We start from the raw sequence: 24,482 nt of genomic DNA on the forward strand, positions 1-24,482 counted from the left end.
CTGCCAAGCCACCGGGCGCGCGGCGGATCTTCTCACCGAGGTCTCACCCGCGGAGGGCCGGTGCCCGGACGGTTCCGGGCACCGGCCCCCTCGGCGGGCGCGGCCGGGACGTCACCCCGCGGGGCGCAGCGCCGCCAGCCGTTCCTCGAACGGCACCGGGCCGTCGGGGCGGCCGGCGGCCGGGGCGGCGGTGCCGGTGCCGGCGGGGGTGGCCGGGGCGGTGGCACCGGCGGGGAGTGCGGGCGCCGCCGCGGACAGCCCGCGCATCAGCGCGGCGAGCTGCTCCCCGGCCCGGCCGATCCGGCCCTCCAGGCCCTCGGCGCCCCAGTCCTCGGAGGCGGCGTAGACCCCGGTGGGCACGACGACGGCCTTGAGGTGGGCGAAGAGCGGGCGCAGCGCGTGCTCCAGCACCAGGGAGTGGCGGGCGCTGCCGCCGGTCGCGGCGACCAGCACGGGCTTCCCGGCCAGGGCGTCGGGGTCGTCGCCGCCCAGGGCGTCGAAGAAGGACTTGAAGAGTCCGCTGTACGACGCCGAGAACACCGGGGTGACCACGATCAGTCCGTCGGCCGAGCGCACCGCGTCGAAGGCGGCGGACAGGCCCGCCCCGGGGAAGCCGCTGGTGAAGGCGTGCGCGATTTCCACGGCGAGGTCGCGGACCTCGACGACCTCCACCCCGGCCGGGGCGTGCCCGGTGGTGGCGGCGGCCAGCCGGTCGGCGAGCAGCCGGGTGGAGGAGGGGACCGTCAGTCCGGCGGAGACGACGACGAGCCTCATGCGCGTACTCCTTCCTCGCGGGCCTCCGCCACCAGCGAGGCGTGGGTCGGGGCGTCCGGCACCTGAGCCGGGCGGTTCCTGGCGAACTCCCGGCGCAGCACCGGCACGACCTCCTCGCCGAGCAGGTCGAGCTGTTCCAGGACGGTCTTGAGCGGCAGCCCGGCGTGGTCCATCAGGAAGAGCTGGCGCTGGTAGTCGCCGGCGTACTCGCGGAAGGACAGGGTCTTCTCGATCACCTGCTGCGGGGAGCCGACGGTGAGCGGGGTCTGCCGGGTGAACTCCTCCAGGGAGGGCCCGTGTCCGTAGACGGGGGCCACGTCGAAGTAGGGGCGGAACTCGTTCACCGCGTCCTGCGAGTTCCGCCGCATGAACACCTGGCCGCCGAGGCCGACGACGGCCTGCTCGGGGGTGCCGTGCCCGTAGTGGGCGTAGCGGTCGCGGTACAGCTCGACCATCCGCTTGGTGTGGTCGGCCGGCCAGAAGATGTTGTTGTGGAAGAAGCCGTCGCCGTAGTAGGCGGCCTGCTCCGCGATCTCGGGGGAGCGGATGGAGCCGTGCCAGACGAACGGCGGGACGCCGTCCAGCGGGCGGGGCGTGGAGGTGAAGCCCTGGAGCGGGGTGCGGAACTTGCCCTTCCAGGTCACCGTCTCCTCGCGCCAGAGGCGGTGCAGCAGGGCGTAGTTCTCGACCGCCAGGTTGATGCCCTCGCGGATGTCCTTGCCGAACCAGGGGTAGACCGGGCCGGTGTTGCCGCGGCCCATCATCAGGTCCGTCCGGCCGTCGGCCAGGTGCTGGAGCATCGCGAAGTCCTCCGCGATCTTCACCGGGTCGTTGGTGGTGATCAGCGTGGTGGAGGTGGAGAGGATCAGCCGCTCGGTGCGGGCCGCGATGTAGCCGAGCATCGTGGTGGGGGACGAGGGCACGAAGGGCGGGTTGTGGTGCTCGCCGGTGGCGAAGACGTCGAGCCCGACCTCCTCGGCCTTCTGGGCGATGGCGACCATGGCCTTGATGCGCTCGCGCTCGGTCGGCGTACGGCCCGTGGTCGGGTCGGCGGTGACGTCACCGACGGTGAAGATGCCGAACTGCATGGTCGCTCAACCTCCATTTTGTTGATGCTTCAACTATGCCCGTCAAACGGCCGGGGCCGGTGGATTATTCCGGCGGAGCGCGGTCGGTTCCGGGGGGTGTTGCGGAGGTGGCCCCTGGGGCCTGCGGGGACCCCGCGGGGTCCCGGAAGTCCGGCGGCCCGCCGTGCGGGCTCCCTCGGGGCGCCGCGCGGGCTTCTCCGGTCCCTCGTCGGCCGCGCCCCGCCCCGCCGTCGGCCGCGCCCCGCCCCGCCGTCGGCCGCGCCCCGCCCCGCCGTCCGCCCCGCCCCGCCCCGTCGTGCCGCGAGGGCTCCGTCGTGGGCCGCCGGGTCCCGTCAGTGGTGCCAGGCCCGGCCGCGGGTGTTGTGGATGAAGCGCTGGAGGGTCTTCAGGGTGATCAGGTACTCCTCGTCGGAGATGCCCGCGTGGCGCTCCTTCTGGAGTTCGTCCTGGACGGCCCGCGCCTCGGCGTGGAAGGCGCGGCCCTCCGTCGTCAGGCGCAGTGTCCCCCCGGGCTCCTCGGCGACCCAGCCCCGCGCGACGGTCTCGTCGATCCCGGCGCGCACGGCCTCCGCCCCGGTGTCCAGGTAGCCCGCGAGGGTCCCGGTCACCTCGTCGCGGGTGCGGGGGCCGGAGGCCACCTGGGCGAGGATCCACCACTGGGGCTGGGTCGCTCCCATGCGGCCGAGTGCGGCGCGGGTGCGGGAGACGACCGCGTCGTGGGCCGCCCAGCTCCAGTAGCCGATCGGTTGCCGCAGCAGGTCGGCGTCGTCGTGCGAGTACTCCGTGGCCGTCTCGGCGGCTGACTCCATGACTGGCTCCTCCGTGGGCCCCGGCCCGTGCGACCGGGGTGGGAGGGAGCGTAGGAACTCGACTCGACTTGAGGTCAAGGCCGCGCCCTCCGGGCCGGGGCCGACCGGGAAGGAGGCCGGGGGAGGGCCGGCGGGGGCGGAAAAGGCTTGGCGTTATACCCCCTAGGGGTATACAGTCGTCGACGTGAAGGAGGCGACCGCCATGGATCACGCTCACCAGGACCACACCGCCCACGGGGACCACCGCGCCCCCGCGGACCAGGGGGCCCACCCGGGCCCGCGCGGCGGGGGACACCCGCACGAGCACCGGCACGGACCGCACGAGGGGCACCCCGGGCCCGGGGACGGCCGGGGGCACGGGCACGGCCCCGCCTCCTGGTCCATGGCCGCCCGGGCGACGCTGCACTGCCTGACCGGGTGCGCCGTCGGCGAGATCCTCGGCATGGTCATCGGCACCGCCCTGGCCTGGGGCAACGCGCCGACCATGGCGCTGGCGATCGTGCTGGCCTTCGTCTTCGGCTACTCGTTCACCCTGTTCTCGGTGCGCCGCGCCGGGCTCGGCCTGCGCCGTGCGGTCCGGATCGCGCTGGCCGCCGACACGGTCTCCATCGCCGTGATGGAACTCGTGGACAACGGGATCATCGCCCTGGTGCCGGACGCGATGGACGCGCACCTCTCGGACACCCTGTTCTGGACCAGCCTGCTCGGCGGACTGGTCATCGCCTTCGTGCTCACCACCCCGGTCAACAAGTGGATGATCGGCCGCGGCAAGGGCCACGCGGTGGTCCACGCCCACCACTGACCCCGGACCCCGGTGGCCCCGGGCCGTCGGCGGCCGGTGGCCCGGACCCCGGACCCTCCGACTCCCGCGCCCGTCCCGACGTCCGGCGTCCTGAGCCCGTCCCGGCGTCCCGCGCCCGCCCGGCCGTCGGCGTCCCGCGCCCGTCCCCCGGCGCGTCGGCCCCGCACTCCGTTCCGTCCGACCCCGGCCGGGACCGGGGGCCCCGCCCCGCCGGGGAGCACCGCCCCGGAGCCCCGCCCCGCCCCGGACCGCCGTCCGGTCCGCGGAGCCGTCCGGCCGTCCGGGCCCCCGGGCGTTAGGCTGGAGACCGGCTGCGATGTCTCGCAGCGCGGCGGTGGGGCTCGCCGCACCCGAACCGCGGCACCGGCGCCGCCGACAGTCCCTACTTGCGATGACGAGCGCCCGCGTGTCCGGGCCCCGGCGAGTAGGAGACGTGCGCCCATGACAGCCCCCGGTACCCGTACGGGCGAACCGACGGACCCCGGCACCGGCCCGCCCCCGCCCGCCCGGCGGGGCCCCGGCCGGGACCAGTTGCCGGTTGTGGCGGTGGTCGCCCTCGGCGGCGGCGCCGGGGCCGCCGCCCGCTACGCGGCCTCCCTGCTCTGGCCGGTCGCGGAGCACGGCTTCCCCTGGACCACCCTCGGCGTCAACGTCACCGGATGCGCCGTCATCGGCGTCTTCATGGTGGTCATCACCGACGTCCGGGCCGCCCACCGGCTGGTACGGCCCTTCTTCGGCACCGGGGTGCTCGGCGGCTTCACCACCTTCTCCACCTACGCCGCGGACTTCCAGCGGCTGGTGGACGGGGGCGAGGCCCGCCGCGCGCTCGCGTACCTGGCGGCGACGCCGCTGCTGGCGCTCGCGGCCGTCTGGCTGGCGGTGACGGCGACGCGCCGCGTACTGGAGTGGAGGCGGACATGACCCGACCGACCGGCAGCGCCCTGCGGGTGACCGTCTTCATCGGCGAGGGCGACACCTGGCACCACCGGCCCCTATACAGCGAGATCGTGCACCGAGCCCACCGGGCCGGGCTCGCGGGCGCCAGCGTCTTCCGGGGCGTCGAGGGGTTCGGCGCCTCCTCCCTCGTCCACACCGCCCGGCTGCTCTCGCTCAGCGAGGACCTGCCGGTGGCCGTCGTGATCGTCGACACCGAGGAGCGCGTCCGGGCGTTCCTGCCGGAGCTGGACGAGCTGGTCGGGGACGGCCTGGTGGTCCTCGACCAGTGCCAGGTGCTCCGGTACGCGGGCGGCCGGGGGGACGCGTGAACTGGCTCCTGGTGATCGCGGGCGGCATGGTGGGCGCGCCGCTGCGCTACCTCACCGACCGCGCCGTGCAGCGGCGGCACGACACCGTCTTCCCGTGGGGCACCCTCACCGTCAACGTGGTCGGCTGCCTCGTGCTCGGGCTGCTGTCGGGCGCGGTGGTGGCCGGCGCCGCCTCCTCGGACGTGCAGCTCCTGCTGGGCGCCGGGCTCTGCGGGGCGCTCACCACGTACTCGACCTTCTCCTACGAGACGCTGCGGCTGGCCGAGGAGGGGGCGGGCCTCTTCGCCGCCGTGAACGTCGCCGCCTGCGTCGCTGCCGGGGTGGGCGCGGTCTTCACCGGCGTCGCCGCCGCCGAGGCGCTCTGGGGGTGAGGGCCGCCGGACCGTCCGGAGCGCGGCGAGGGTGGTCCGGCCGCCGGTGCCGCCCCCGCCGGACCTCGGCGGACGCGCCCCGCCCGCCCCCGCCGCCTCCGGGCCGACCCCCCCCCACCGTCGCCCCGGGGCGAACCGCCGTTCCGCCGCCGGGCCGGGTGCGCCGCCGGTCCCGCGCCGCCGCCGCCCCCGGCGGACTTCGCTACCGGAACGCCCTCCGGCCGGTACCTGACAGGCACCGGCACCCAGGCACCCGCCAACGCTGCCGGGACCCGGCAATGCGCGCGGAGGCCCCCGTGATCCATGATGGGGACCACGGGGAGCACCACGGCAGGTCCCGGTGTCCGACACCGGTGGGCCGTCCGGCGCCTGTGCCGGGAAGCCGGTGGTGCGCCGGTCACACGTGCCGGGTACGGGAGGGGGCGCACGATGTCGGTCACCAGTCCGTTCGCCACGCCACCGCAGTTGCTGCTCCCGGACGAACCCGACGACTCCGTCGAGCCCGCCGGCCCCGCCGGTGCCGCTCGCCACCCCCACACCTCGCGCGCCCACGGCGCCGCCCGGCCGTCCCGCGCCGCCCGCACTGTCCGCGCCCCGCGCGCGACCGGTGCCCGCGGTGCCCGGCGCCGCGGCGTCCGGGACCGCGCCGCCCGAAGCCGCGCCGCCTGACGCCGCGGCCCGCCCGGGCCGGTACCCGGGCACGGAGGGGCCTCACGGGGACGCCCCTCTTCAACCGCCTCACGCCACAAGGACGTTTGTCATGGAAGTCATCGGTGTGCTCGCCGCCGTCTGCTCGGTCGCCCTCGTCGTCCTCCTGCTCGTCGTCTCCCGCCTGTTCCGCAAGGTGGAGCAGGGCAAGGCGCTGATCGTCTCGAAGATGCGCAAGGTCGACGTCACCTTCACCGGCCAGGTCGTGCTCCCGGTGCTGCACAAGGCCGAGGTCATGGACATCTCGGTGAAGGTCATCGACATCACCCGGGCCGGGCGCGAGGGCCTGATCTGCCGGGACAACATCCGCGCGGACATCCGGATCTCGTTCTTCGTGAAGGTCAACAAGACCGTCGAGGACGTCGTCCGGGTCGCCCAGGCCGTCGGCACCGCCCGCGCCAGCGACCGCGACACCCTCCAGGAACTCTTCCACGCCAAGTTCTCCGAGGCGCTGAAGACCGTCGGCAAGCAGATGGACTTCACCGACCTCTACACCAAGCGCGACGAACTGCGGTACCGGATCATCGAGGTCATCGGCATCGACCTCAACGGCTACCACCTGGAGGACGCGGCGATCGACTACCTGGAGCAGACGCCGCTCAAGCAGCTCGACCCGGAGAACGTCCTCGACGCCCAGGGCATCCGGAAGATCACCGAGCTCACCGCCGTGGAGCACGTGCGCACCAACGAGGCCCGGCGCACCGAGGAGAAGGAGATCACCCGCCAGGACGTGGACGCCCGCGAGGCCGTCCTGGAGCTGGAGCGCCGCCAGGCCGACGCCGAGATCAAGCAGAAGCGCGAGATCGACACCTCCCGCGCCCGCGAGGAGGCGGAGACCGCCCGCGTGATGGAGGAGGAGCGGCTGCGCGCCCAGGCCGCCTTCCTGCGCACCGAGGAGCAGCTCGGCGTGCAGCGCGAGAACCAGGCCCGCGAGGTCGCCGTCGCCGCGAAGAACCGCGAGCGGGTCATCGCCATCGAGAACGAGCGCATCGAGAAGGACCGGATGCTGGAGGTCATCGCCCGGGACCGGGAGACCCAGCTCACCCGCATAGCCGCGGAGAAGGAGGTCGAGGCCGAGCGCCGGGACATCGCCGAGGTGGTCCGCGAGCGCGTCGCCGTCGACCGCACCGTCGCCGAGCAGGAGGAGTCCATCAAGAAGCTGCGTGCCGTGGAGGAGGCCGAGCGGCACCGCCAGACCCTGATCATCGCCGCCGAGGGGGAGGCCCAGGAGCGGCTGGTCAAGGACATCAAGGCCGCCGAGGCCGCCGAGCAGGCCGCCGCGCACCGCGCCGCCGAGGAACTCACCATGGCCGAGGCCCGGCTCAAGAGCGCCGACCTCGACGCCCGCGCCAAGCTCCGGATGGCCGAGGCGATCCAGGCGGAGGCCGCCGCCGAGGGGCTGGCCGCGGTCCAGGTCCGCGACAAGGAGGCCGAGGTCATCGGCAAGGCGGGGCGCGCGGAGGCCGAGGCGACCGAGGCCCGGATGCGCGCCGAGGCCGAGGGCGCGCGGGCGAAGGCCCAGGCCGAGGCCGAGGCCATCGGCGGCAAGCTGAAGGCGGAGGCCGCCGGACTCACCGAGAAGGCCGCGGCGATGGCCGCCCTGGACGACGCCTCCCGCACCCACGAGGAGTACCGGCTGCGCCTGGAGGCGGAGAAGGACATCCGGCTGGCCGGCCTCGACGTGCAGCGGCAGGTCGCGGAGGCGCAGGCCACCGTGCTCGCCACCGGGCTGGAGAACGCCGACATCGACATCGTCGGCGGCGACTCGGTCTTCTTCGACCGGCTGCTGTCGTCCGTCTCGCTCGGCAAGAGCGTCGACGGCTTCATGCGGAACTCCGACACCGCCAAGGCCCTCGCCGGGCCCTGGCTGGACGGCTCGGCGAGCTTCACCGACGACCTGACCCGCGTCCTCGGCTCCTTCTCCACCGCCGACGTGCAGAACCTCACGGTGTCCGCGCTGCTGATGAAGCTGATGAAGTCGGGCGCCACCGATGCCGGACAGGTGCAGCGGCTGCTGGACAAGGCGGGCGAACTGGGCCTCGCCGACACCCCGTTGACCGCGCTCAACGGCGCGTCCCGGGTCTGATCGCCGCCGGGGGTGCCGCGCCGCCGCGCCGAGGCGGACGGCGGCGCGGCACCCCCGGCCTCTCGAAGGGAACACCGTCCATGGCCACCGACCTGGAGACGGGTGCGTACGACGCCGCCGACGCCGGCACCTACGAGGTGCTGCGCGACCGGCTGGCCGCCCAGGCCGCCGAGCTGGCCCGGCGCGCCGAGGACCTCAACACCCGCCGGGTGGAGGAGTTCGGCTCGGCCCGGCTCGAACTCGCCGGCACCGAACGGCTGCGCACCGAGCGGCCCGGGGTGCCCCGCGACATCGTCGCCGTCGGCGACGCCCTGCTGCTCGGCACCGCGGGCCGGTCCACCGCCGGCACCACCGAGGTGGCCGACGTCTTCACGCTCCACGACCGGGCACTGAACCCGCTGCCCGAGGACGCCGTCCCCGGACTGCTCGACGACCCGTCCTTCCGCCGGGAGTTCGCGGAACTGCACCGCTACTACCGGCAGGCCCGGCTGCTGCGACTGCGGCCCGTCGACGGGCGGCTGCTGGCCGTCTTCCGCACCGGCGAGAAGGCCGCCGACATCCGCGTCCTGCGCTGGACGCTCACCGACGACGGGCGGGCCGTCTTCCTCGACGCGCGCGGCGAACGCGACGACGCCTTCCCGCCGCCCCACGACGTCACCTGGACCGCGGCCACCCGCGAGGACCACGTCCTCGGCCGCCACCCCCATGTCTCGGTGGGCGGCGAGCTGTTCGTCACCACCGTCGGCGGCGCCCTGACCGTCAAGCTGGAGGACGACACCGAGACCGGCGAGGGCGTCCACGGCGAGCCCGTCGACGAACCCCTCCAGGCCCTCGCCGACGCGGACATCGCCCACGCCCGGGTCGGCGCCCTGATCCTGCTGCGTGTGCGGCCGTACAAGGAGGAGACCTACCGGCACCTGGTCTTCAACACCCTGACCCGGACGGTGGTCCGGCTCGACGGGATCGGCCTCGCCTGCCGCCGCCTCCCCGACGACCAGGGCATCGTCTTCCCCGGCGGCTACTGCCTGGCCACCGGCGCCCACAAGACGTACGGACTCGACGCCTCCCGGCTGGAGTTCGAGCGCGAGGTGCGCTCGCCCAACGGCGAGGACGTGCTGTACGCCTTCCACGCGCGCGGCGAGAGCCGGGCGCTGCTGCTGTCGTACAACACCATCCGCAAGGAGGTCGCCAACCCGCTGCCCTGCCGCGGCTGGGCACTGGCCGGCGACGGGACCTTCGCGGTGCTGCGGGCGGACGGCGACGAACCGGCCCGGACGCACCCGGTGCAGCTCTGGGACTCGCCCTACCTCTCCGACGCCCACGCCGCCGCCCGGCCCGCCGGCAGCGGACCGCTGGCCCGGGTCGGCAACGCCGACCTGGTGCGCGGCATCGCCGCCTGTCTCTCGGTGGCCGCCCTCGTCGCCGACGGCGTCACCACCGCCGAGGGCTACCGGGCGCTGGCCGACGGCTGCGTCCGGGCCGCCGACGCCCACCACTGGCTGGACGACGCCGAACTGGGCGCCCTGGCCGGGGCGCTGGAGGCGGTGCGGGAGACGGCCGAGCAGGTGCTCGGCGAGTTCGAGACCGTCCGCGATCTGACCCGGCGGGCCGCCGAGGCCCGCGACACGGCCGCCGAACGGATCGCGGCGGCCGTGCGGCGGCTGCGCGGCGAGGCCCCCCGCGACGCGGCGTCCTGGGTCGAGGGGCTGACCGAACTGCGGTACGCCCACGGGCAGTTGCTCAATGTCAAGGAGCTGCGCCACGCCGACGCCGAGGCGATCGACGCCCTCGCGGAGGAGGCCGAGCGGTCCCTGGCCGACCTCGGGCAGCGGGCCGTCGCCTTCCTCGCCCGCGAGGACGCCTTCGACGCCCAGCACGAGGAGGCGGAACGGCTCGTCGCGGACGCCGGGTCCCTGGCCACCGTCGCCGAGGCCGCCCCCGTCGCCGCCCGGCTCGACGAACTCGCCGACGGGCTGCGCACGGTCACCGACGTGGTCGCCGGGCTCGACATGGGCGACGCCACCGTCCGCACCGCCCTCCTGGAGCGCATCGCCGGGGTCCTGGCCGGGGTCAACCGCGCCCGCGCCACCCTCGACTCCCGCCGCCGGGCGCTCCAGGACCGCGAGGGCCGCGCCGAGTTCGCCGCCGAGACGGCCCTGCTCGGCCAGGCGGTCACCGCCGCCCTCGCCGCCGCCGACACCCCCGAGCGGTGCGACGACCAGCTCGCCCGGCTGCTCGCCCGGCTGGAGGACCTGGAGTCCCGGTTCGCCGAGTTCGACGGCTTCCTCGCGGAGCTGGCCGACAAGCGGACCGAGGTCTACGACGCCCTCGCCGCCCGCAAGCAGTCCCTCGCCGACGAACGCGCCCGCCGCGCCGAACAGCTGGCGGCCTCGGCCGCCCGCATCCTGGAGACCGTCGCCCGGCGCTCCGCCGTCCTCCCCGACGCCGACGCGGTCAGCGCCCACTTCGCCTCCGACCCCATGGTCGCCAAGGTCCGGCGCACCGCCGAGGACCTGCGCGCGCTCGGCGACACCGTCCGGGCGGAGGAACTGGACGGACGCCTCAAGTCCGCCCGGCAGGAGGCCGTCCGCGCCCTGCGCGACCGCACCGACCTCTACGCCGACGACGGCCGCACCCTGCGCCTGGGCAGCCACCGCTTCGCCGTCAACACCCAGCCCCTCGACCTCACCCTCGTTCCGCACGAGGACGGCCTCGCCTTCGCCCTCACCGGCACCGACTACCGGGCCCCCGTCACCGACCTCGGCTTCGCCGCCCCGGGGGACCACCGGGACCGCACGCTGCCCTCGGAGTCGCCCGCCGTCTACCGCGCCGAGCACCTCGCCGCCCGGCTGCTGCGCGAGCACGGCCCCGAGTCGCTCGCCGCGGCCGACCTGCCCGCCCTGGCCCGGGACACGGCCCGGGAGGCGTACGACGAGGGGTACGAGGCCGGGGTGCACGACACGGACGCGGTGGCCCTGCTCACCGCGCTGCTGCCGCTGTACGAGACGGCCGGGACGCTGCGCCACGAGCCCGCCGCCCGCGCCGCCGCCCAGTTGTTCTGGGCGCACGGCACCACGCCCGGGGAGCGCCAGTCCTGGACCCGCCGGGCCCGCTCGCTGGCCCGCGCCCGCGCCGCCTTCGGCGCCGGCCCCGCCGTCGACGACCTCCGCGGCGAACTGGCCCGCGCCCTGGAGGCGTGGAGCCCGGGCGCGGGGAACGGCCCGGCGGACGGGGACGGCGGGGGAGCCGGCCGCGGGGGGCGGGCGCGCCCGGGCGGTCCCGGGAGCCCCGGGGAGCCCTGGGGGCCGGACGGCGGCCGGGAGGCCGGGAGCGGCGGCGGGACCGTCCCCGTCGGCCCCGGTGGCCCCGGGGCGACGGCTCCGGGTGGTCCCGGCGGCCGGGGCGGGGCGTACGCCTCCGGTACCGGGAGCGCCTCCGGTACCGGGACCTCCGCGAGCCCTGGGAGCCCCGGAGGGTCCCGGGGCCCCGGGCACCCGTCCGGTCCCGGCGGGCGGCCCGGGGCCGTGAGCCCGGAGGCCCACGCCTCCGCCGCCTACCTCTTCGACGAACTCACCCTCGCTCCCGAGGGTTTCGTCCTCGGCGCCGCCACCCGCACCCTGCTGGAGAAGTTCCGCCGCACCGTCGGCGGCCCCGCCTACGACGACGACCTGGCCGCCCTCGACGACCTCGCCGCCCGGCGCCAGCTCGTCGAGGCGTGGCTGTCGTCGTACGCCGCCGCCACCGGCACCGGACTCACCGCCGGCGACCTGGCCGAGGCGGTGGCCGCCGAACTCTGCCCGGACCTGCCCCGGTACGACGGCGACGCCCCGCCGACCGCCGTGGTCGAGGGACTGCTCGGCACCCACCCGCGCGTCGAGGGCGGCCGGATGGAGCTGCGGCTCGACGAGTTCCTGGCCCGCACCGGCCGGTTCGCCGCGCACGACGTGCCCGCCTTCCGCGCCCACCAGCGGCGGCGGACCGCCCTGGTGGCCGCCGAGCGCGCTCGGCTGCGCCTGGACGACCACCGGCCCCGCGTCATGTCCGCCTTCGTACGCAACCGGCTGGTCGACGAGGTGTACCTGCCGCTCATCGGCGACAGCCTCGCCAAGCAACTGGGCGCCGTCGGCGGCGACAAGCGCACCGACACCGGCGGGATGCTCCTGCTGCTCTCCCCGCCCGGCTACGGCAAGACCACCCTCGTCGAGTACGTCGCCGAGCGGCTGGGCCTGATGCTGGTGAAGATCAGCGGGCCCGCGCTCGGCCACGACGTCACCTCGCTGGACCCGGCCGACGCGCCCAACGCCACCGCCCGCCAGGAGATCGAGAAGGTCAACTTCGCCCTGGCGTCCGCCAACAACACCCTGCTCTACCTCGACGACATCCAGCACACCTCGCCCGAACTCCTCCAGAAGTTCATCCCGCTGTGCGACGCCACCCGTCGCGTCGACGGCGTCCTGGACGGCCGCCCCCGCACCTACGACCTGCGCGGCAAGCGCTTCGCCGTCTGCATGGCCGGCAACCCGTACACCGAGTCCGGCGCCCGCTTCCAGGTGCCCGACATGCTCGCCAACCGGGCCGACGTGTGGAACCTGGGCGACGTGCTGACCGGCAAGGAGGAGGTGTTCGCGCTCAGCTTCCTGGAGAACGCGCTGACCGCCAACCCGGTGCTCGCCCCGCTCGCCGGGCGCGACCGGGCCGACCTCGGCCTGCTGGTCCGCCTCGCCGCCGGCGACCCCACCGCCCGCGCCGACCGGCTCGTCCACCCGTACCCCCGGGCCGAGCTGGAGCGCGTACTGGCCGTGCTGCGGCATCTGCTGGCGGCACGGGAGACGGTGCTCGCGGTCAACGCCGCCTATATCGCCTCGGCGGCCCAGACGGACGACGCGCGCACCGAGCCGCCGTTCCGCCTCCAGGGCTCGTACCGCAACATGAACAAGATCGCCCAGCGGATCCACCCGGTCATGAACGACGCGGAGCGCTCCGCCGTCCTCGACGACCACTACACCGCGGAGGCCCAGACCCTGGCCCACGGGGCCGAGGCGAACCTCCTCAAGCTGGCCGAACTGCGCGGCACCCTCACCCCGGAGCAGGCGGACCGCTGGGCCGAGGTGCGCGCCGCCCATGTGCGCGCCCGCGTCCTCGGCGGTCCCGAGGACGACCCGCTGGTCCGCGCGGTCGCCGCGCTCGGCCTCCTCGCGGACCGGGTCGCCGCCGTCGAGACGGCCATCTCCCGCGCCGCCGATCCGCGTCGTCTGCTCGCCGCCCCGCCCACCCGAAAGGAGCCGTGACGGTGTATCCCTTCCTCGCCCCGCTCGCCCCCGCCCTCCTGATCGTGGCCCTGAGCACCGCCGTCCTCGTCCGCCGCGACCGCCGCCGGATGGCCCCGGCCGCCGACGCCGGTCGCGCCGAGGGCGCCGGGCGCGAGCGACGCCTCCGGAACCCGCTCCGCCGCCTCCGGCGCACCCCTCGCACCTGACGGCCGCCGCCCGGGACGGGGGCGGCGCCGGGGGGTACCGCGGTGCCGGGCCGCTGGAACGGAAGCACCTGACCAGGGGGGCCGCGCGCGTGTCCGGCCCCCTCGGGCCCCGTACGGATGGGAGGGTGTGGGAGCCCACCGCCGCCCCACGGAGAGACCTCCTCGCATGGCCGTCATCCACCAGACCGTCCTCAAGCCCGACAAGATGGAACTGCTGGCCGCCTGGCTGCCCTCCCGGCCGTGGTACCGCGGCGGCGCGGAGGGGCCGGAGCCGGTCAAGGCGGGCGGCTTCCGGCTCGACGACCCGCGGGGTGCCGTCGGCATCGAGTTCATGATGGTCAACGACGTCTCCGGACTGCGCCCGGCCGCCTATCTGGTGCCGCTGGCCTACCGGGGCGCCCCGCTCGACGGGGCCGCGGAGGAGGCCCTCATCGGCGTCGCGGAGCACGGGGTGCTGGGACGCCGCTGGGTCTACGACGCCCTGCGCGATCCGGTGGCGGTGGCCCAGTTGGTGGCCCTGCTGGAGGGCCGGACGCGGGCCCAGCACCAGGACCTCAGCGACACCCCCGACGACGAACTCGTCCTCTCCCGCGCGGAGGACGCCGCCCCCGGCGCGGTGGACCCCGCGGCGGCGGAGGCGACCGACGACGCCGAGGGCACGGTGCTGACCTTCCCGCACGGCGCGGCCCTGCGCCTGCACCGCGCCCTGCGCCCGGCCCCCGGCGACGCCCCGGCGGCGGCACCGGAGGGGACGTCCCGGCTCACGGGCGTCTGGACGGCCGGGGACGACCGCCGCGTACGGGGCCTGCTCGCCGTCCTGCGCACGGGCCCGCGCCCCTGACACCGGCGTCGCCGCGCGGGAGCCCCATGCCGGGGCGCTGGCGATCGGGGTCCCTGTGACCGTCGAACGCCGGTGTCCCGCAGCGCTGTTGGCACGGGGCGGCCATCGGCGCCGGGACCCCCGGGCTACCCGGAACCCCCGGGCTGCTCGGGTCACCCGGAACCCCCGGGCTGCTCGGGTCACGGGGAACCGCCGGAGCGGCGGCCCGGGACGCTCGACTGATCGAACGGGCGGACCGCGGCACCCGTGCCGGCCCCAGCGCACGGCGGTGACCGCGATGTCGGCAGCCCCCGGAGCGGCGGATCGCGGCAGCTGGACCGATCGCGCGGACGGACCGCGGCACGCGCGGCGTCGGCAGCGCCCGTACCGCTCCCCGGCGCCCCGGTTGAATCCAACACCCGTGCCGCGCGCCCGTGCCGCGCGCCCGTGCCGCGCACCTGCGGCACGCACCCGTGCCGACCGGGCGCTCAGCCGGTGGCTGCGGGCCGGGGCTCGCCCCGGAAGACCTGGCGGGCGTGCCAGTCGCGGTGGACGGCGGCGACGGCGGGCGCGCCCGGCTGGGGCCCGGTGAGGGGCCGCCCGGCGAGCGCCGTCACCTGCGCCCGCGCGGCGGGTCCGTGACCGACGAAGCTCTGGGAGACGAGGACGCGGTGGCCGTCCCCGACGCCGAGCACCCCCTTGTCGAACAGCTTGTGGTGCAGTGAGCACAGGCACAGCCCGTTCTCCACGGAGTCCGGGCCGTCGAACGCCCACCAGCGCACATGCGCCGCCTCCAGCCCGACCGGCACCGCGCCGAGGCGGCCGTCGTAGCCGCAGAAGGCGCACCGGAACTCGTAGGCGGTCAGCACCCGTTCCCGCATCCGGGGGTCCCGCCGCCCGCGCGCCGCCGCGCGCGGCGCGGGCACGGCCGGTTCCAGCTCCAGCCCGACGGCCTCGCACAACTCGGCGTGCAGGGAGGGCGGGAAGTGCAGGTCGAGCAGGGACCGGGCCATCCGGGAGCCGAGGCCGGGATCGCGGCGCAGTGCCGCGCGCAGCTCCGGCGCGAGCCGCCCGGCGGCACCCGAGGAGCGGAGCGCGCCCTCACCGGTGCCGGGGGAGCCGGGCCCGCGGTCGGTGCGCACCTCCCACACCCCGTCGCTGACCAGATGGTGGAAGGGATAGGCGGGCGTCGTCCGGTTCGGCGGCCCGTACTCGGCCAGCAGCCCCCGCAGCTCCCCCTCGACGGCGCTGTACCGCAGCACCCCGTCGGCATCCGCCTGGAACCGCCCGAGCGCGTACAGCAGCAACAAGGGCTTGTGCGGCGCCCGGACCCCGTTCCGACTCCACTGCCGCAGCCCCGCCACCCGCTCCAACCAGTCCATGCCCCCGGATCGTAGCCACCGGCCCCGGCACCGGGCCGAGAGAGAGCCACATCGCGAGACTTACCGGAGACCGAAGTGCTCGGAGCGCATGAAGGACGTCACCGGGCGGACCCAGCGCGACGAGAAGCGGATGAGCGAGACGGCGATGCCGTCCGCCGAGCGTCCGCGAAGGGCCGATGGCGAGAGGCCGGTTAACCACATCACCGGCCACGGGGGCCGTGCGCGGACGGCTCCTGCCCCTCGCTCGAGATCGATGGTGGATCGTGTCCTCCCACGTTGGCGTGATGTCCGCCGGACCGTATCCGACGATCGGGACAGTCCGGCAATGAAGTTGTTGACAAAGGACGTTGACGGACGAGTGGGACGAAATCGGCTGTCCGGTCCTCGTCGTCGTTCCCGCCATCACAACACGCCGTGGTCTGCGGCAGCCCAATGACCTCGACACGGTCGATGTGCGAGTGAGGTGTATGAATCTGTTAACCCGTATTCTCGATGAGTCGAGGTAGAGCTGTGGGTCGCAGCAACGCATAAAGGCTCAGTTCAGCCTCCTTTCGCCTCTGTCTTCCCCTCTGTAGGGCTCACATCAGCGCCTGATCCGCCATGGCGGATGTGTGAGCACCGAGGATGCGCGCTTGGTCCATCCGTCTTGCACACCGTACGGTCCCTGCATCGGAAGCCAACCGCCCAACCATCCGGAGGAGCCATGCAGTTGGCGCACGGAGAACGAACCGGTCTGGTCACTCGGGCCCAGATCGCTGAGCGCGCGGGCGTGAAGCGCCCAGCCGTGTCGAACTGGGCCCGGAGACACGGGGACTTTCCCGTCCCGGTGCGCTCCGGCGATACGGAACTCTTCCGCGAGGCGGAGGTGGCGCGTTGGCTGGCCAATCGCACCGTTCCTGCCTCCCAGCGGCTCGATGGGGAACGGGTGGGAACCACCTACGCCGACCGCTTCCTCCGCTCCAGTGCCGATCACCCGGCTGCGGAGCCGGAGGATGCGGAGGGCGCCCGGCCTGTCGGGTCCGAGGACGAGAAGATCGTCGGCCGGCTGATGGGTCGTCTCGCTGACCGGGTCCGGGGCCCGGCGCCGATGGCGGACTACGTGAACCTCTGCCTCACCGTGATGTACGTGCGCCACGCGGAACCGGCGCGGTGGCGCCGGATCGAGGATGCCCTGTCAGCCGGTCAGGGGGGCCGGGATGTACCGGCGCTGCTCCGCACCCTCGGTGGTATGGCCCAGGAAGCACTGCGACGCAACGGCGATCACACCGACATGCGTGGCAGCCTGCTGCAACTGGAACCGCGGAGCTGGGACGACCTGGTCCTGGCGGTGCGGACGGCTGCGGGTACCGGAGCCGGCGCGTTCCAACTCGTGTGGGAGTCGTTCAGCGCCAGGGAAGGGCTGCAGAGTGCGGAGTACTGCAGCCCGGTGGGCCTGGCCTCACTGGCCGCCGAGCTCGTACTGACCCCGGGGCAGGAGGTCAGGGTCCTGGACCCCTATGCAAGGGGCGGGGAGATGCTGGCGGCCGCGTACCGACGCATCGGAAGCAGCCCGGATGCCATGTACGGCGAAACCCTCGACGGCAGGATGCAAGCGGTCGCGAGCCTGTACCTTCTCCACTTCGGGGTGCGGCCGCAACTGACCAGCACGCGGTCGGACCGGTGGCCACCGGACCGCGAACACAGCGCTGACGTGGTGCTGACGAACCCCCCCTTCAACATGAGTGACGTCCCTGATTCCGGGCGCCGAACGGGGCACTGGCCGTACGGAGCACCACCGCAAGGGAACGACAACCTGGCCTGGGTGCAGTACGTCCTCGGCGCCCTGGTACCGGGCGGCCGGGCCGTGGTGGTCATGCCGGTGAAGGCGGGCAACTCCGTGAACACCGCTGAGCGCAGGATCCGCCGTGCCCTTGTCTGCTGCGGGGCCGTGGAGTGCGTCATCACGCTGCCGTCCCACCTGTTCTCCGCGACGCCCGTGCCGGTCTCCCTGTGGCTGATTCGGCGGGTGGAGCGACCGGTCAGGGGAGACATCCTGTTCGTCGATGCCCAGGAGGCGGGTATGAAGGTCCGGCGTCGGCGGGTGTTGCGCGACATGGATCGCGAGGCCATCACGGCCCTGGTCCGGCCATGGCTCGACGGGAAGCAGCTCCCGGACGGCGAGGAGTATGCGGCACTCGCCACCGACCGGGGCCTGTCGGCTGTCGTCGTGAGCCGTGAGGTCGTCGCCGAAGATGTGTGCTCGCTGCTCCCGGCCCACCACTTGCGAGGTGGGAGCTACGGCCTTGCACCCGACTGGTCCCGGCTTCACGCGGCAGTTGAGGATGAGGCGGAGCAGGAGAGTGGGCTCCGCCTCCTGGAGCGGGGGTCGGCAGCAGCGGATCACCGATACGGTCCGGGGCGGGGACCCGCCGGCTGGCGGGAGACGGACCTCCGAGAGCTGTGCGAGGTCCAGCCCGGTCCGTCGTACACCCGGCTTCCGGCCGAGGTGCGTACGGCGGACGCCGGTGTCCCGCTCGTCTTCCCGCAGGATCTCATCGAAGGGAGGATCGCAGATGAGCCGCGGAACCGCGTGCCCTGGCGGACGGCTGAGCGGTTCGCGAAGTTCGAGTTGCTGCCCGACGACATCGTCTGCGTGCGTACCGGGGCCCAGCAGCAACCCGCACTGGTCTCGCGCCGCCAGGCCGGATGGCTGCTCAGCTCGAACGTGATGCGTCTGCGCGTGAAGCCGGATGCCGGGGTCGACCCGCTGTACCTCCACGCCTATCTGAGTCTCCGGTACGCACGGGAGTGGATGGCTCACCGTGCCGCGGCGACGGCGGCTCCCTCGCTGAGTTCCGAGGCCCTGCGCCACCTCCCGGTGCGCTTGCCGCCGCCCGGACAGCAGAGACGGAGTGTGGAACTCCTCGGTGAGCTGGACCGCCGCACGGCCGCGCACGCCTCGTACGTCGCCGCACTGGGCCGCCTGCGGACTGAACTGACCGAGCACCTGTTGCACGGATCGGTCGAGCCGCTGTGACGCCACCGTTTCACCCGCGCGACCACCCCCTCCCGCCCGTGCCTTCGAAAGGATTGATCCCATGCCCGAAACGACAGCCCCTCCTGGACGTACGTGGAAACTCTGGCTGGCGCTGTACGTCGCCTGCTCCATGGTGGTCGGCCTCTCCGTGAGCTTGTTGGTGCTCCGGTCGGGCGTCGCCACCACTGAGGTCGTCCTGGCCGGGGGAGGTGGCTTCGCGGGCTCCTTCGCGCTCTGCCTCGCCCTGCCTGCAGCCGTCCGCGAACTCAAACGACTGGGCTGACCGAACCGAACGACGACCATGTGGTGAACGGGCCGGTCGGAGAACCCGGCGCAGCCCCCTTGAACGCTCCTGGCGATGCACGAGCCCCAGGCGGTGCCTGGGGCTCTGTCGTGAGGCATACGGGGTGCGCGACGGAATGCGGCTGCGCCTCGAGAGCGGGAGACACGGGGCGCGTCACTGTCCCGTGGGCGTCCGGGGGCCCGCCCCAGTCACTCACGGATGGCCGGAGCAGGGCATCCGGGCTCCACCGTCACCCCCCGGGTCAGGGCCAGACCAGGCAGTACGGCTGGTGTCCCGCCTCGTGCAGGCGGTGGCTGAAGTCCTGCCACTCGTGGAGGAGCCGGTAGACGTTGAACGCGTCCCGGGGGCCGCCGCGGTCCGGGACCGTGGACCATATGAAGGCCGCTGCGCCGACCGCCTCCTCGCCGACGCCGCGCAGCGGGTCCACGACCGTCATCGGGAGCTTCACGACGGCGTAGTCGGGGTGCAGCACGACCAGCTCCAGGGGCGGCACCCGGTGCAGGGGCACGCCCTCGATGCCGGTGAGGACCATCGCCGCCATCGTCTCCGGCTTGATCTTCGTGAACATGCCGCCCATGCCCAGCTCGTCACCGCCCAGTTCCTCGGGGCGCATCGAGATCGGGACGCGGGCCGCCGTCGCCCCGTCGGGCGCGCCGAAGTACTTGTAGGTCACCCCCACCCGACCACCATTCCCGCTCCCCGCGCCCAGCCGCCCGCCGACCCGTCGGCCGGGGCGGTCCGGGTCGTCCGGCGCTCCGTACGACTGCTGTGACTCGCGTGCTTCGGTCATGTCCTCGGCGTCGCGTCGGTGCCTTCCCCGCCGGGCCCGACGAGGACCCAGACCATCGGTCCCCTCGCCCAGTCCGCCACCGCGATGCATATCTCCACCCGACTGCTTTTCTGGGCCGCACGGACCCGCCACGCGACCCGATCATCGTGTCAGTGACCTCCCCCGCGGCCGTCCGCCGAAACGTGTGGTGCGACAAATGTCCGCAGGATGCCGCTGACGGCCGTCCGCGCCGCCCGGTGGGCCGCGTGGACGTGCCCCAGTCTGGCAGACGGCACGGCTTCCGGGCCGGTTGTCTACCCTGAACGGGGTCACCCTGGGCAACCGGAGTCCGAAAGTCGCACAAGGACGAGAAGGTCGGAGTAGTCGCACGTCATGAGCGAACTGGCATATCCATACGAAGCACCGGCCTCGCGGGCGCTGTTCGACCGGGCCGCCGCCGTCACCCCCGGTGGCGTGAACTCACCGGTCCGGGCCTTCGGCGCCGTGGGCGGTACGCCCCGTTTCATGGTGTCCGGCAGCGGGCCGTACCTGACCGACGCCGACGGGCGCGAGTACGTCGACCTGGTCTGCTCCTGGGGACCGATGATCCTCGGCCACGCCCACCCCGAGGTGGTCGCCGCCGTGCGCGAGGCGGTCGGGCGCGGCACCTCCTTCGGCACGCCCTCGGAGGGCGAGGTCGCGCTCGCGGAGGAGATGACCGCCCGGGTCGCCCCGCTGGAGCGGGTGCGCCTGGTCTCCAGCGGCACCGAGGCCACCATGTCCGCCATCCGGCTGGCCCGCGGCTTCACCCGGCGCACCAAGGTGATCAAGTTCGCCGGCTGCTACCACGGCCACGTCGACTCGCTGCTCGCCGCCGCCGGGTCCGGGGTCGCCACCTTCGCGCTGCCCGACACCCCCGGTGTCACCGGCGCCCAGGCGAGCGACACGATCGTGCTGCCGTACAACGACCTCGACGCCGTGCACGCCGCCTTCGCCGCCCACCCGGGGGAGATCGCCTGCGTGATCACCGAGGCCGCGCCGGGCAACATGGGCGTCGTGCCGCCGCTGCCCGGCTACAACCAGGGGCTCAAGGACGCCTGCGCCGCGAACGGCGCGCTGTTCGTCTCCGACGAGGTGATGACCGGCTTCCGCACCAGCCGCGCCGGGTGGTACGGCGTCGAGGGCGTCGTGCCCGACCTGATGACCTTCGGCAAGGTCATGGGCGGCGGCTTCCCCGCCGCCGCGTTCGGCGGGCGGGCGGACGTCATGGAGCACCTCGCCCCCGCCGGGCCGGTCTACCAGGCGGGCACCCTCTCCGGGAACCCGGTCGCCACCGCCGCCGGGCTCGCCCAGCTCCGGCTGCTCGACGACGCGGCGTACGCCAGGGTCGAGGCCGTCTCGGCGAGCATCCGCGCGATGGTCGGCGAGGCGCTGGGCAAGGAGGGCGTCGCCCACACCGTCCAGGCCGCCTCCACCATGTTCTCCGTCTTCTTCACCGACCGCCCGGTGCGGAACTACGAGGACGCCAAGGCGCAGGAGTCGTTCCGCTACACCGCCTTCTTCCACTCGCTGCTGTCGAACGGCGTCTATCTGCCGCCGTCCTCCTTCGAGTCCTGGTTCGTTTCCACCGCCCACGACGAGCGGGCGCTCCAGCGCGTCGCGGACGCCCTCCCGGCGGCGGCCCGCGCGGCGGCGGAGGCGACGGCGTGAGCGCCCCCGACGGCACGGGCACCCCGGACGGCACGGCCACCCCCGGGGACGCGGGCACCCCCGGGGACGCGGGCACGCGCGAGGGCACCGGCACCCCCGGTGCCGGCCGGTCCGGCGACGGGCCGCGCAACGAGGACACCGACACGACGACCACGGGAGCGGACGGCCAGATGAGCGAGCGCGGGGACGACCTCACCGTCGTCCATGTGATGCGGCACGGCGAGGTCGACAACCCGACCGGCGTCCTCTACGGCCGCCTGCCCGGCTACCACCTCTCCGAGCTGGGCCGGCGGATGGCCGAGCGGGTCGCGGAGCACCTGGCCTCCCGCGACATCACCCATGTCGTCGCCTCCCCGCTGGAGCGGGCGCAGGAGACGGCGGCGCCGATCGCCAAGACGCACGGGCTGGACGTGGACACCGACGGGCGGCTGATCGAGGCCGGCAACGTCTTCCAGGGCAAGACCTTCGGCATCGGGGACGGCGCGCTGCGCAGGCCCGCCAACTGGAGGCACGTCGTCAACCCCTTCAGGCCGTCCTGGGGCGAGCCGTACGTCGACCAGGTGGTGCGGATGATGGGCGCGCTGCACACCGCGAAGGACCGGGCGCGCGGTCACGAGGCCGTCGTCGTCAGCCACCAGCTCCCCATCTGGATACTGCGGTCGTACGCCGAGCGGCGGCGGCTGTGGCACGACCCGCGCAAGCGGCAGTGCACCCTGGCCTCCCTGACGACGTTCACCTTCCGGGGCGACCGGATCGTGTCCGTCGGCTACACCGAGCCCGCGCTGGACCTCGTGCCGCCGCACCTGCGCGCGGGCGCCAGGCCGGTGAAGGGGGCGGGCGTTCAGGGCAAGGCGTTCGGCGCCTGATCCCTCACGGGCGGACCCGGCGGTACCCGGGAGCGAGGGGCGGCCCCGGCGGTGCGTGATCACCGCCGGGGCCGCCCCTTCGCCGTCACCCCGCGCCCGGCGAGCGGCCGGGTCCCGCGCCACCCCCGGGAGGCCGGGTCCAGCGCCCCGCGTCCCGGGAGGCCGGGCTCCGCGCCTCGGGAGGCCGTGCCCCGTACTTCCCGCACACCGCGCCCCGGGAGGCCGGGCCCCGTACTTGCCGCGCCCCCGCGCCCCGCACCCCGCGCGGTCGGCAGCCGAGCCCCGCTCCCTCCGTGCACCGGCGTCTCCGCGCGCCCCGCACCGCCCGTTCCGCGGCCCGCCCCCCCGTTACACAATCCGTACACATTTGCGGAACCCGCTCGTTCGTTGTGTCCTCTCTCCCAGTGCCGCGACAGGCAGCCTTCGCCCCGTCGCGGCGCCCGGCACGCCCGCCCGCCGCTCCGGCCGACCCCGGGGACGTCCCGCACGAGGACCTCCGGCCGGCCCGCGGGGCGCACGCACCGGACGCCGCTCGCCCCGGTGAAAGCCGCCCGTCGCGCACCAGTGACCGCACAGGACGCGACGAACGAGGCTGCGATGCGCACTCCCGACCGCACACTCACCCGCAGGGGGATGCTCGGCATCGGTGCCGGGGCCGCTGCCGCCGCCGGGCTCGCGGCCTGCGGCACCGGTTCCGGCTCCCGGACGCCCGCCGGTCCCGCCGGGGGCTCCCGCGAACCCGGCGGCCGTCCCTCCCCGTCCGGCAGCCCCGAGCCCACCGCCCGGCCGATCGGCGACGGCTCCACCGCGTTCACCGGGCGGCAGCCGCACCAGCCGGCCGCGCCCCGGCCGCTGGAGCCGGGCCAGGCGCCGCCGCAGTTCGTCGTCTTCTCGTGGGACGGCGCGGGCGAGGTCGGCAACGGGCTGTTCCCGCGCTTCCTGGACCTCGCCGAGGAGCACGGCGCCCACATGACCTTCTTCCTCTCGGGCCTGTACCTGCTGCCCGAGTCGAAGAAGCGCCTCTACGACCCGCCGAACAACCCGCGCGGCGCCTCGGACATCGGCTACCTCACCGACGCCCACATCAAGGACACCCTGGCCGGGGTGCGCCGGGCGTGGCTGGAGGGCCACGAGATCGGCACCCACTTCAACGGCCACTTCTGCGCGGGCCGCGGCAGCGTCGGCGACTGGACCCCGGCCCAGTGGCGCAGCGAGATCGACCAGGCCAAGGCGTTCGTCAAGGAGTGGCGCACCAACACCGGCTGGCGGGACGAGCCGGCCCTCCCCTTCGACTACGACAAGGAGCTGGTCGGCGGACGCACCCCGTGCCTGCTCGGCCAGGACCGGCTGCTGCCCACGGCCCGGGAGCTGGGCTGGCGGTACGACGCCTCCTCGCCGGGCGGGCGCCAGACCTGGCCGGTGAAGCGGGGCGGGATCTGGGACCTGCCGCTCCAGCAGATCCCCTTCCCCGGGCGCTCCTTCGAGGTGCTCTCGATGGACTACAACATCCTCGCCAACCAGTCCGTCAGCACCACCCGGGCCCCCGCCCACAACCACCCGGCCTGGCGGACCCAGGCCACCGAGGCGTACATATCGGGCTTCCGGCGGGCATACGAGTCGAACCGGGCGCCGTTGTTCATCGGCAACCACTTCGAGGAGTGGAACGGCGGCATCTACATGGACGCCGTCGAGGAGGCCCTGAAGCACATCGCGCGGGAGCGGGACAAGGGCGGCGACATCCGGATGGTCTCCTTCCGTCAGTTCACCGACTGGCTGGACGCGCAGCGCCCCGAGACGCTGGCGGCGCTGCGCACCCTGGACGTGGGACAGGCCCCGGCGGGCGGCTGGAAGGCCCTCCTCGGCACCCCGGACACCGGCGACGGCACGGGCACGGGGGCCGGCGACGGCGACGGCACCCCGGACGCCCCCGGCGAGGCCACCTGACGCGCCCCGGCGCCGGGCCCAGGACGCGCCCCGGCCCCCTTTGAGTCCCTCCGGAACCTGGCCGCCGAGGCTTCCCGGCGAGACCCCGGCCGAGGCCCCGGCGAGACCCCGGCGAGGCCCGGCCGAGCGCCGCCGCGCCGCCGTCCCCACCCGCCGAGCCGAGCCCCCGCCGCGCCCCCGAGTCGCGCCCCCGAGCCGCGCCGCCGGGCCGAGCCCCCGCACCCCGCCCCGGCACCGGCCGATGTCCCCGGCACCCCCGGCGAACACCCCCTGATGTGCGGGTTCCTCCCGG

Annotated in this window: 19 protein-coding genes; 14 read left to right on the top strand and 5 right to left on the bottom strand. The window is 74.7% G+C overall.

Annotated features, from left to right (window positions below; translation table 11 throughout):
• Positions 1-111 precede the first annotated feature (111 nt).
• The 3 genes from GTY84_RS18365 to GTY84_RS18375 all read right to left on the bottom strand — a co-directional run bounded on the left by GTY84_RS18365 (position 112) and on the right by GTY84_RS18375 (position 2,671).
• Complete coding sequence (locus tag GTY84_RS18365) at positions 112-774, bottom strand: CE1759 family FMN reductase (protein WP_161227375.1); 663 nt, start codon at positions 772-774, stop codon at positions 112-114.
• Positions 771-1,862: an LLM class flavin-dependent oxidoreductase gene (locus tag GTY84_RS18370; RefSeq protein ID WP_161227376.1), complete on the bottom strand. Its 1,092-nt coding sequence runs from the start codon at positions 1,860-1,862 to the stop codon at positions 771-773. Before GTY84_RS18370 ends, GTY84_RS18365 begins: the two co-directional genes overlap by 4 nt.
• Positions 1,863-2,194: 332 nt before the next feature.
• Positions 2,195-2,671, bottom strand: a complete 477-nt coding sequence (locus GTY84_RS18375) for a MarR family winged helix-turn-helix transcriptional regulator (RefSeq protein ID WP_161227377.1) — start codon at positions 2,669-2,671, stop codon at positions 2,195-2,197.
• A 202-nt stretch (positions 2,672-2,873) separates the two neighbouring features.
• On the opposite strand from GTY84_RS18375, the gene GTY84_RS18380 reads away from it, so the two are divergent.
• The 9 genes from GTY84_RS18380 (at position 2,874) to GTY84_RS18420 (ending at position 14,220) form a co-directional block, all read left to right on the top strand.
• Entirely contained in the window at positions 2,874-3,473 is a 600-nt protein-coding gene (locus tag GTY84_RS18380) for a DUF4396 domain-containing protein (RefSeq protein ID WP_161227378.1), read from the top strand.
• A 441-nt stretch (positions 3,474-3,914) separates the two neighbouring features.
• On the top strand, positions 3,915-4,394 hold the full coding sequence (gene crcB, locus GTY84_RS18385; RefSeq protein WP_161227379.1) for a fluoride efflux transporter CrcB: 480 nt from the start codon (positions 3,915-3,917) through the stop codon (positions 4,392-4,394).
• Positions 4,391-4,738 carry a DUF190 domain-containing protein gene (locus GTY84_RS18390; protein ID WP_161227380.1) on the top strand — a complete coding sequence of 116 codons (348 nt, stop codon included), beginning with the start codon at positions 4,391-4,393 and terminating at the stop codon, positions 4,736-4,738. The genes crcB (GTY84_RS18385) and GTY84_RS18390 overlap by 4 nt, the downstream gene beginning before the upstream one ends.
• Positions 4,735-5,109, top strand: a complete 375-nt coding sequence (gene crcB / locus GTY84_RS18395) for a fluoride efflux transporter CrcB (protein WP_161227381.1) — start codon at positions 4,735-4,737, stop codon at positions 5,107-5,109. The genes GTY84_RS18390 and crcB (GTY84_RS18395) overlap by 4 nt, the downstream gene beginning before the upstream one ends.
• A 429-nt stretch (positions 5,110-5,538) precedes the next feature.
• Positions 5,539-5,778 (top strand): hypothetical protein, encoded by a 240-nt coding sequence (locus tag GTY84_RS18400; protein ID WP_161227382.1) that lies wholly within the window; start codon positions 5,539-5,541, stop codon positions 5,776-5,778.
• Between the two features lie 91 nt (positions 5,779-5,869).
• Positions 5,870-7,903: an SPFH domain-containing protein gene (locus tag GTY84_RS18405; protein ID WP_161227383.1), complete on the top strand. Its 2,034-nt coding sequence runs from the start codon at positions 5,870-5,872 to the stop codon at positions 7,901-7,903.
• A gap of 80 nt (positions 7,904-7,983) precedes the next feature.
• Positions 7,984-13,191 (top strand): DNA repair ATPase, encoded by a 5,208-nt coding sequence (locus GTY84_RS18410; protein ID WP_161227384.1) that lies wholly within the window; start codon positions 7,984-7,986, stop codon positions 13,189-13,191.
• Positions 13,188-13,379, top strand: coding sequence for a hypothetical protein (locus GTY84_RS18415; protein WP_161227385.1), 192 nt, complete (start codon positions 13,188-13,190; stop codon positions 13,377-13,379). Before GTY84_RS18410 ends, GTY84_RS18415 begins: the two co-directional genes overlap by 4 nt.
• Before the next feature lie 166 nt (positions 13,380-13,545).
• A complete protein-coding gene (locus GTY84_RS18420; RefSeq protein ID WP_161227386.1) occupies positions 13,546-14,220 on the top strand; it encodes a 1,4-alpha-glucan branching protein in 675 nt (224 codons plus the stop codon).
• Between the two features lie 467 nt (positions 14,221-14,687).
• Here GTY84_RS18420 and GTY84_RS18425 read toward each other — a convergent pair whose 3' ends face one another.
• Positions 14,688-15,581 carry a phosphorothioated DNA-binding restriction endonuclease gene (locus GTY84_RS18425; RefSeq protein ID WP_161227387.1) on the bottom strand — a complete coding sequence of 298 codons (894 nt, stop codon included), beginning with the start codon at positions 15,579-15,581 and terminating at the stop codon, positions 14,688-14,690.
• A 703-nt stretch (positions 15,582-16,284) separates the two neighbouring features.
• Between GTY84_RS18425 and GTY84_RS18430 the strand changes: the two genes are divergently transcribed.
• Positions 16,285-18,597 carry an N-6 DNA methylase gene (locus tag GTY84_RS18430; RefSeq protein ID WP_161227388.1) on the top strand — a complete coding sequence of 771 codons (2,313 nt, stop codon included), beginning with the start codon at positions 16,285-16,287 and terminating at the stop codon, positions 18,595-18,597.
• Positions 18,598-18,658: 61 nt separating this feature from the next.
• Positions 18,659-18,880, top strand: a complete 222-nt coding sequence (locus GTY84_RS18435; protein ID WP_161227389.1) for a hypothetical protein — start codon at positions 18,659-18,661, stop codon at positions 18,878-18,880.
• A gap of 262 nt (positions 18,881-19,142) precedes the next feature.
• Here the strand turns inward: GTY84_RS18435 and GTY84_RS18440 are convergent, their stop codons facing one another.
• Positions 19,143-19,781 carry a hypothetical protein gene (locus tag GTY84_RS18440; RefSeq protein WP_161227390.1) on the bottom strand — a complete coding sequence of 213 codons (639 nt, stop codon included), beginning with the start codon at positions 19,779-19,781 and terminating at the stop codon, positions 19,143-19,145.
• A 282-nt stretch (positions 19,782-20,063) separates the two neighbouring features.
• Here GTY84_RS18440 and hemL point away from each other — a divergent pair, with 282 nt between their 5' ends.
• The 3 genes from hemL (at position 20,064) to GTY84_RS18455 (ending at position 24,190) form a co-directional block, all read left to right on the top strand.
• Complete coding sequence (gene hemL / locus GTY84_RS18445) at positions 20,064-21,380, top strand: glutamate-1-semialdehyde 2,1-aminomutase (protein WP_161227391.1); 1,317 nt, start codon at positions 20,064-20,066, stop codon at positions 21,378-21,380.
• A 170-nt stretch (positions 21,381-21,550) separates the two neighbouring features.
• Positions 21,551-22,246, top strand: a complete 696-nt coding sequence (locus GTY84_RS18450) for a histidine phosphatase family protein (protein WP_161227441.1) — start codon at positions 21,551-21,553, stop codon at positions 22,244-22,246.
• Between the two features lie 597 nt (positions 22,247-22,843).
• On the top strand, positions 22,844-24,190 hold the full coding sequence (locus tag GTY84_RS18455; protein ID WP_202551363.1) for a hypothetical protein: 1,347 nt from the start codon (positions 22,844-22,846) through the stop codon (positions 24,188-24,190).
• Positions 24,191-24,482: the final 292 nt, after the last annotated feature.

The sequence above is a fragment of the Streptomyces sp. SID8352 genome (assembly GCF_009862265.1).
Taxonomy (GTDB): domain Bacteria; phylum Actinomycetota; class Actinomycetes; order Streptomycetales; family Streptomycetaceae; genus Streptomyces.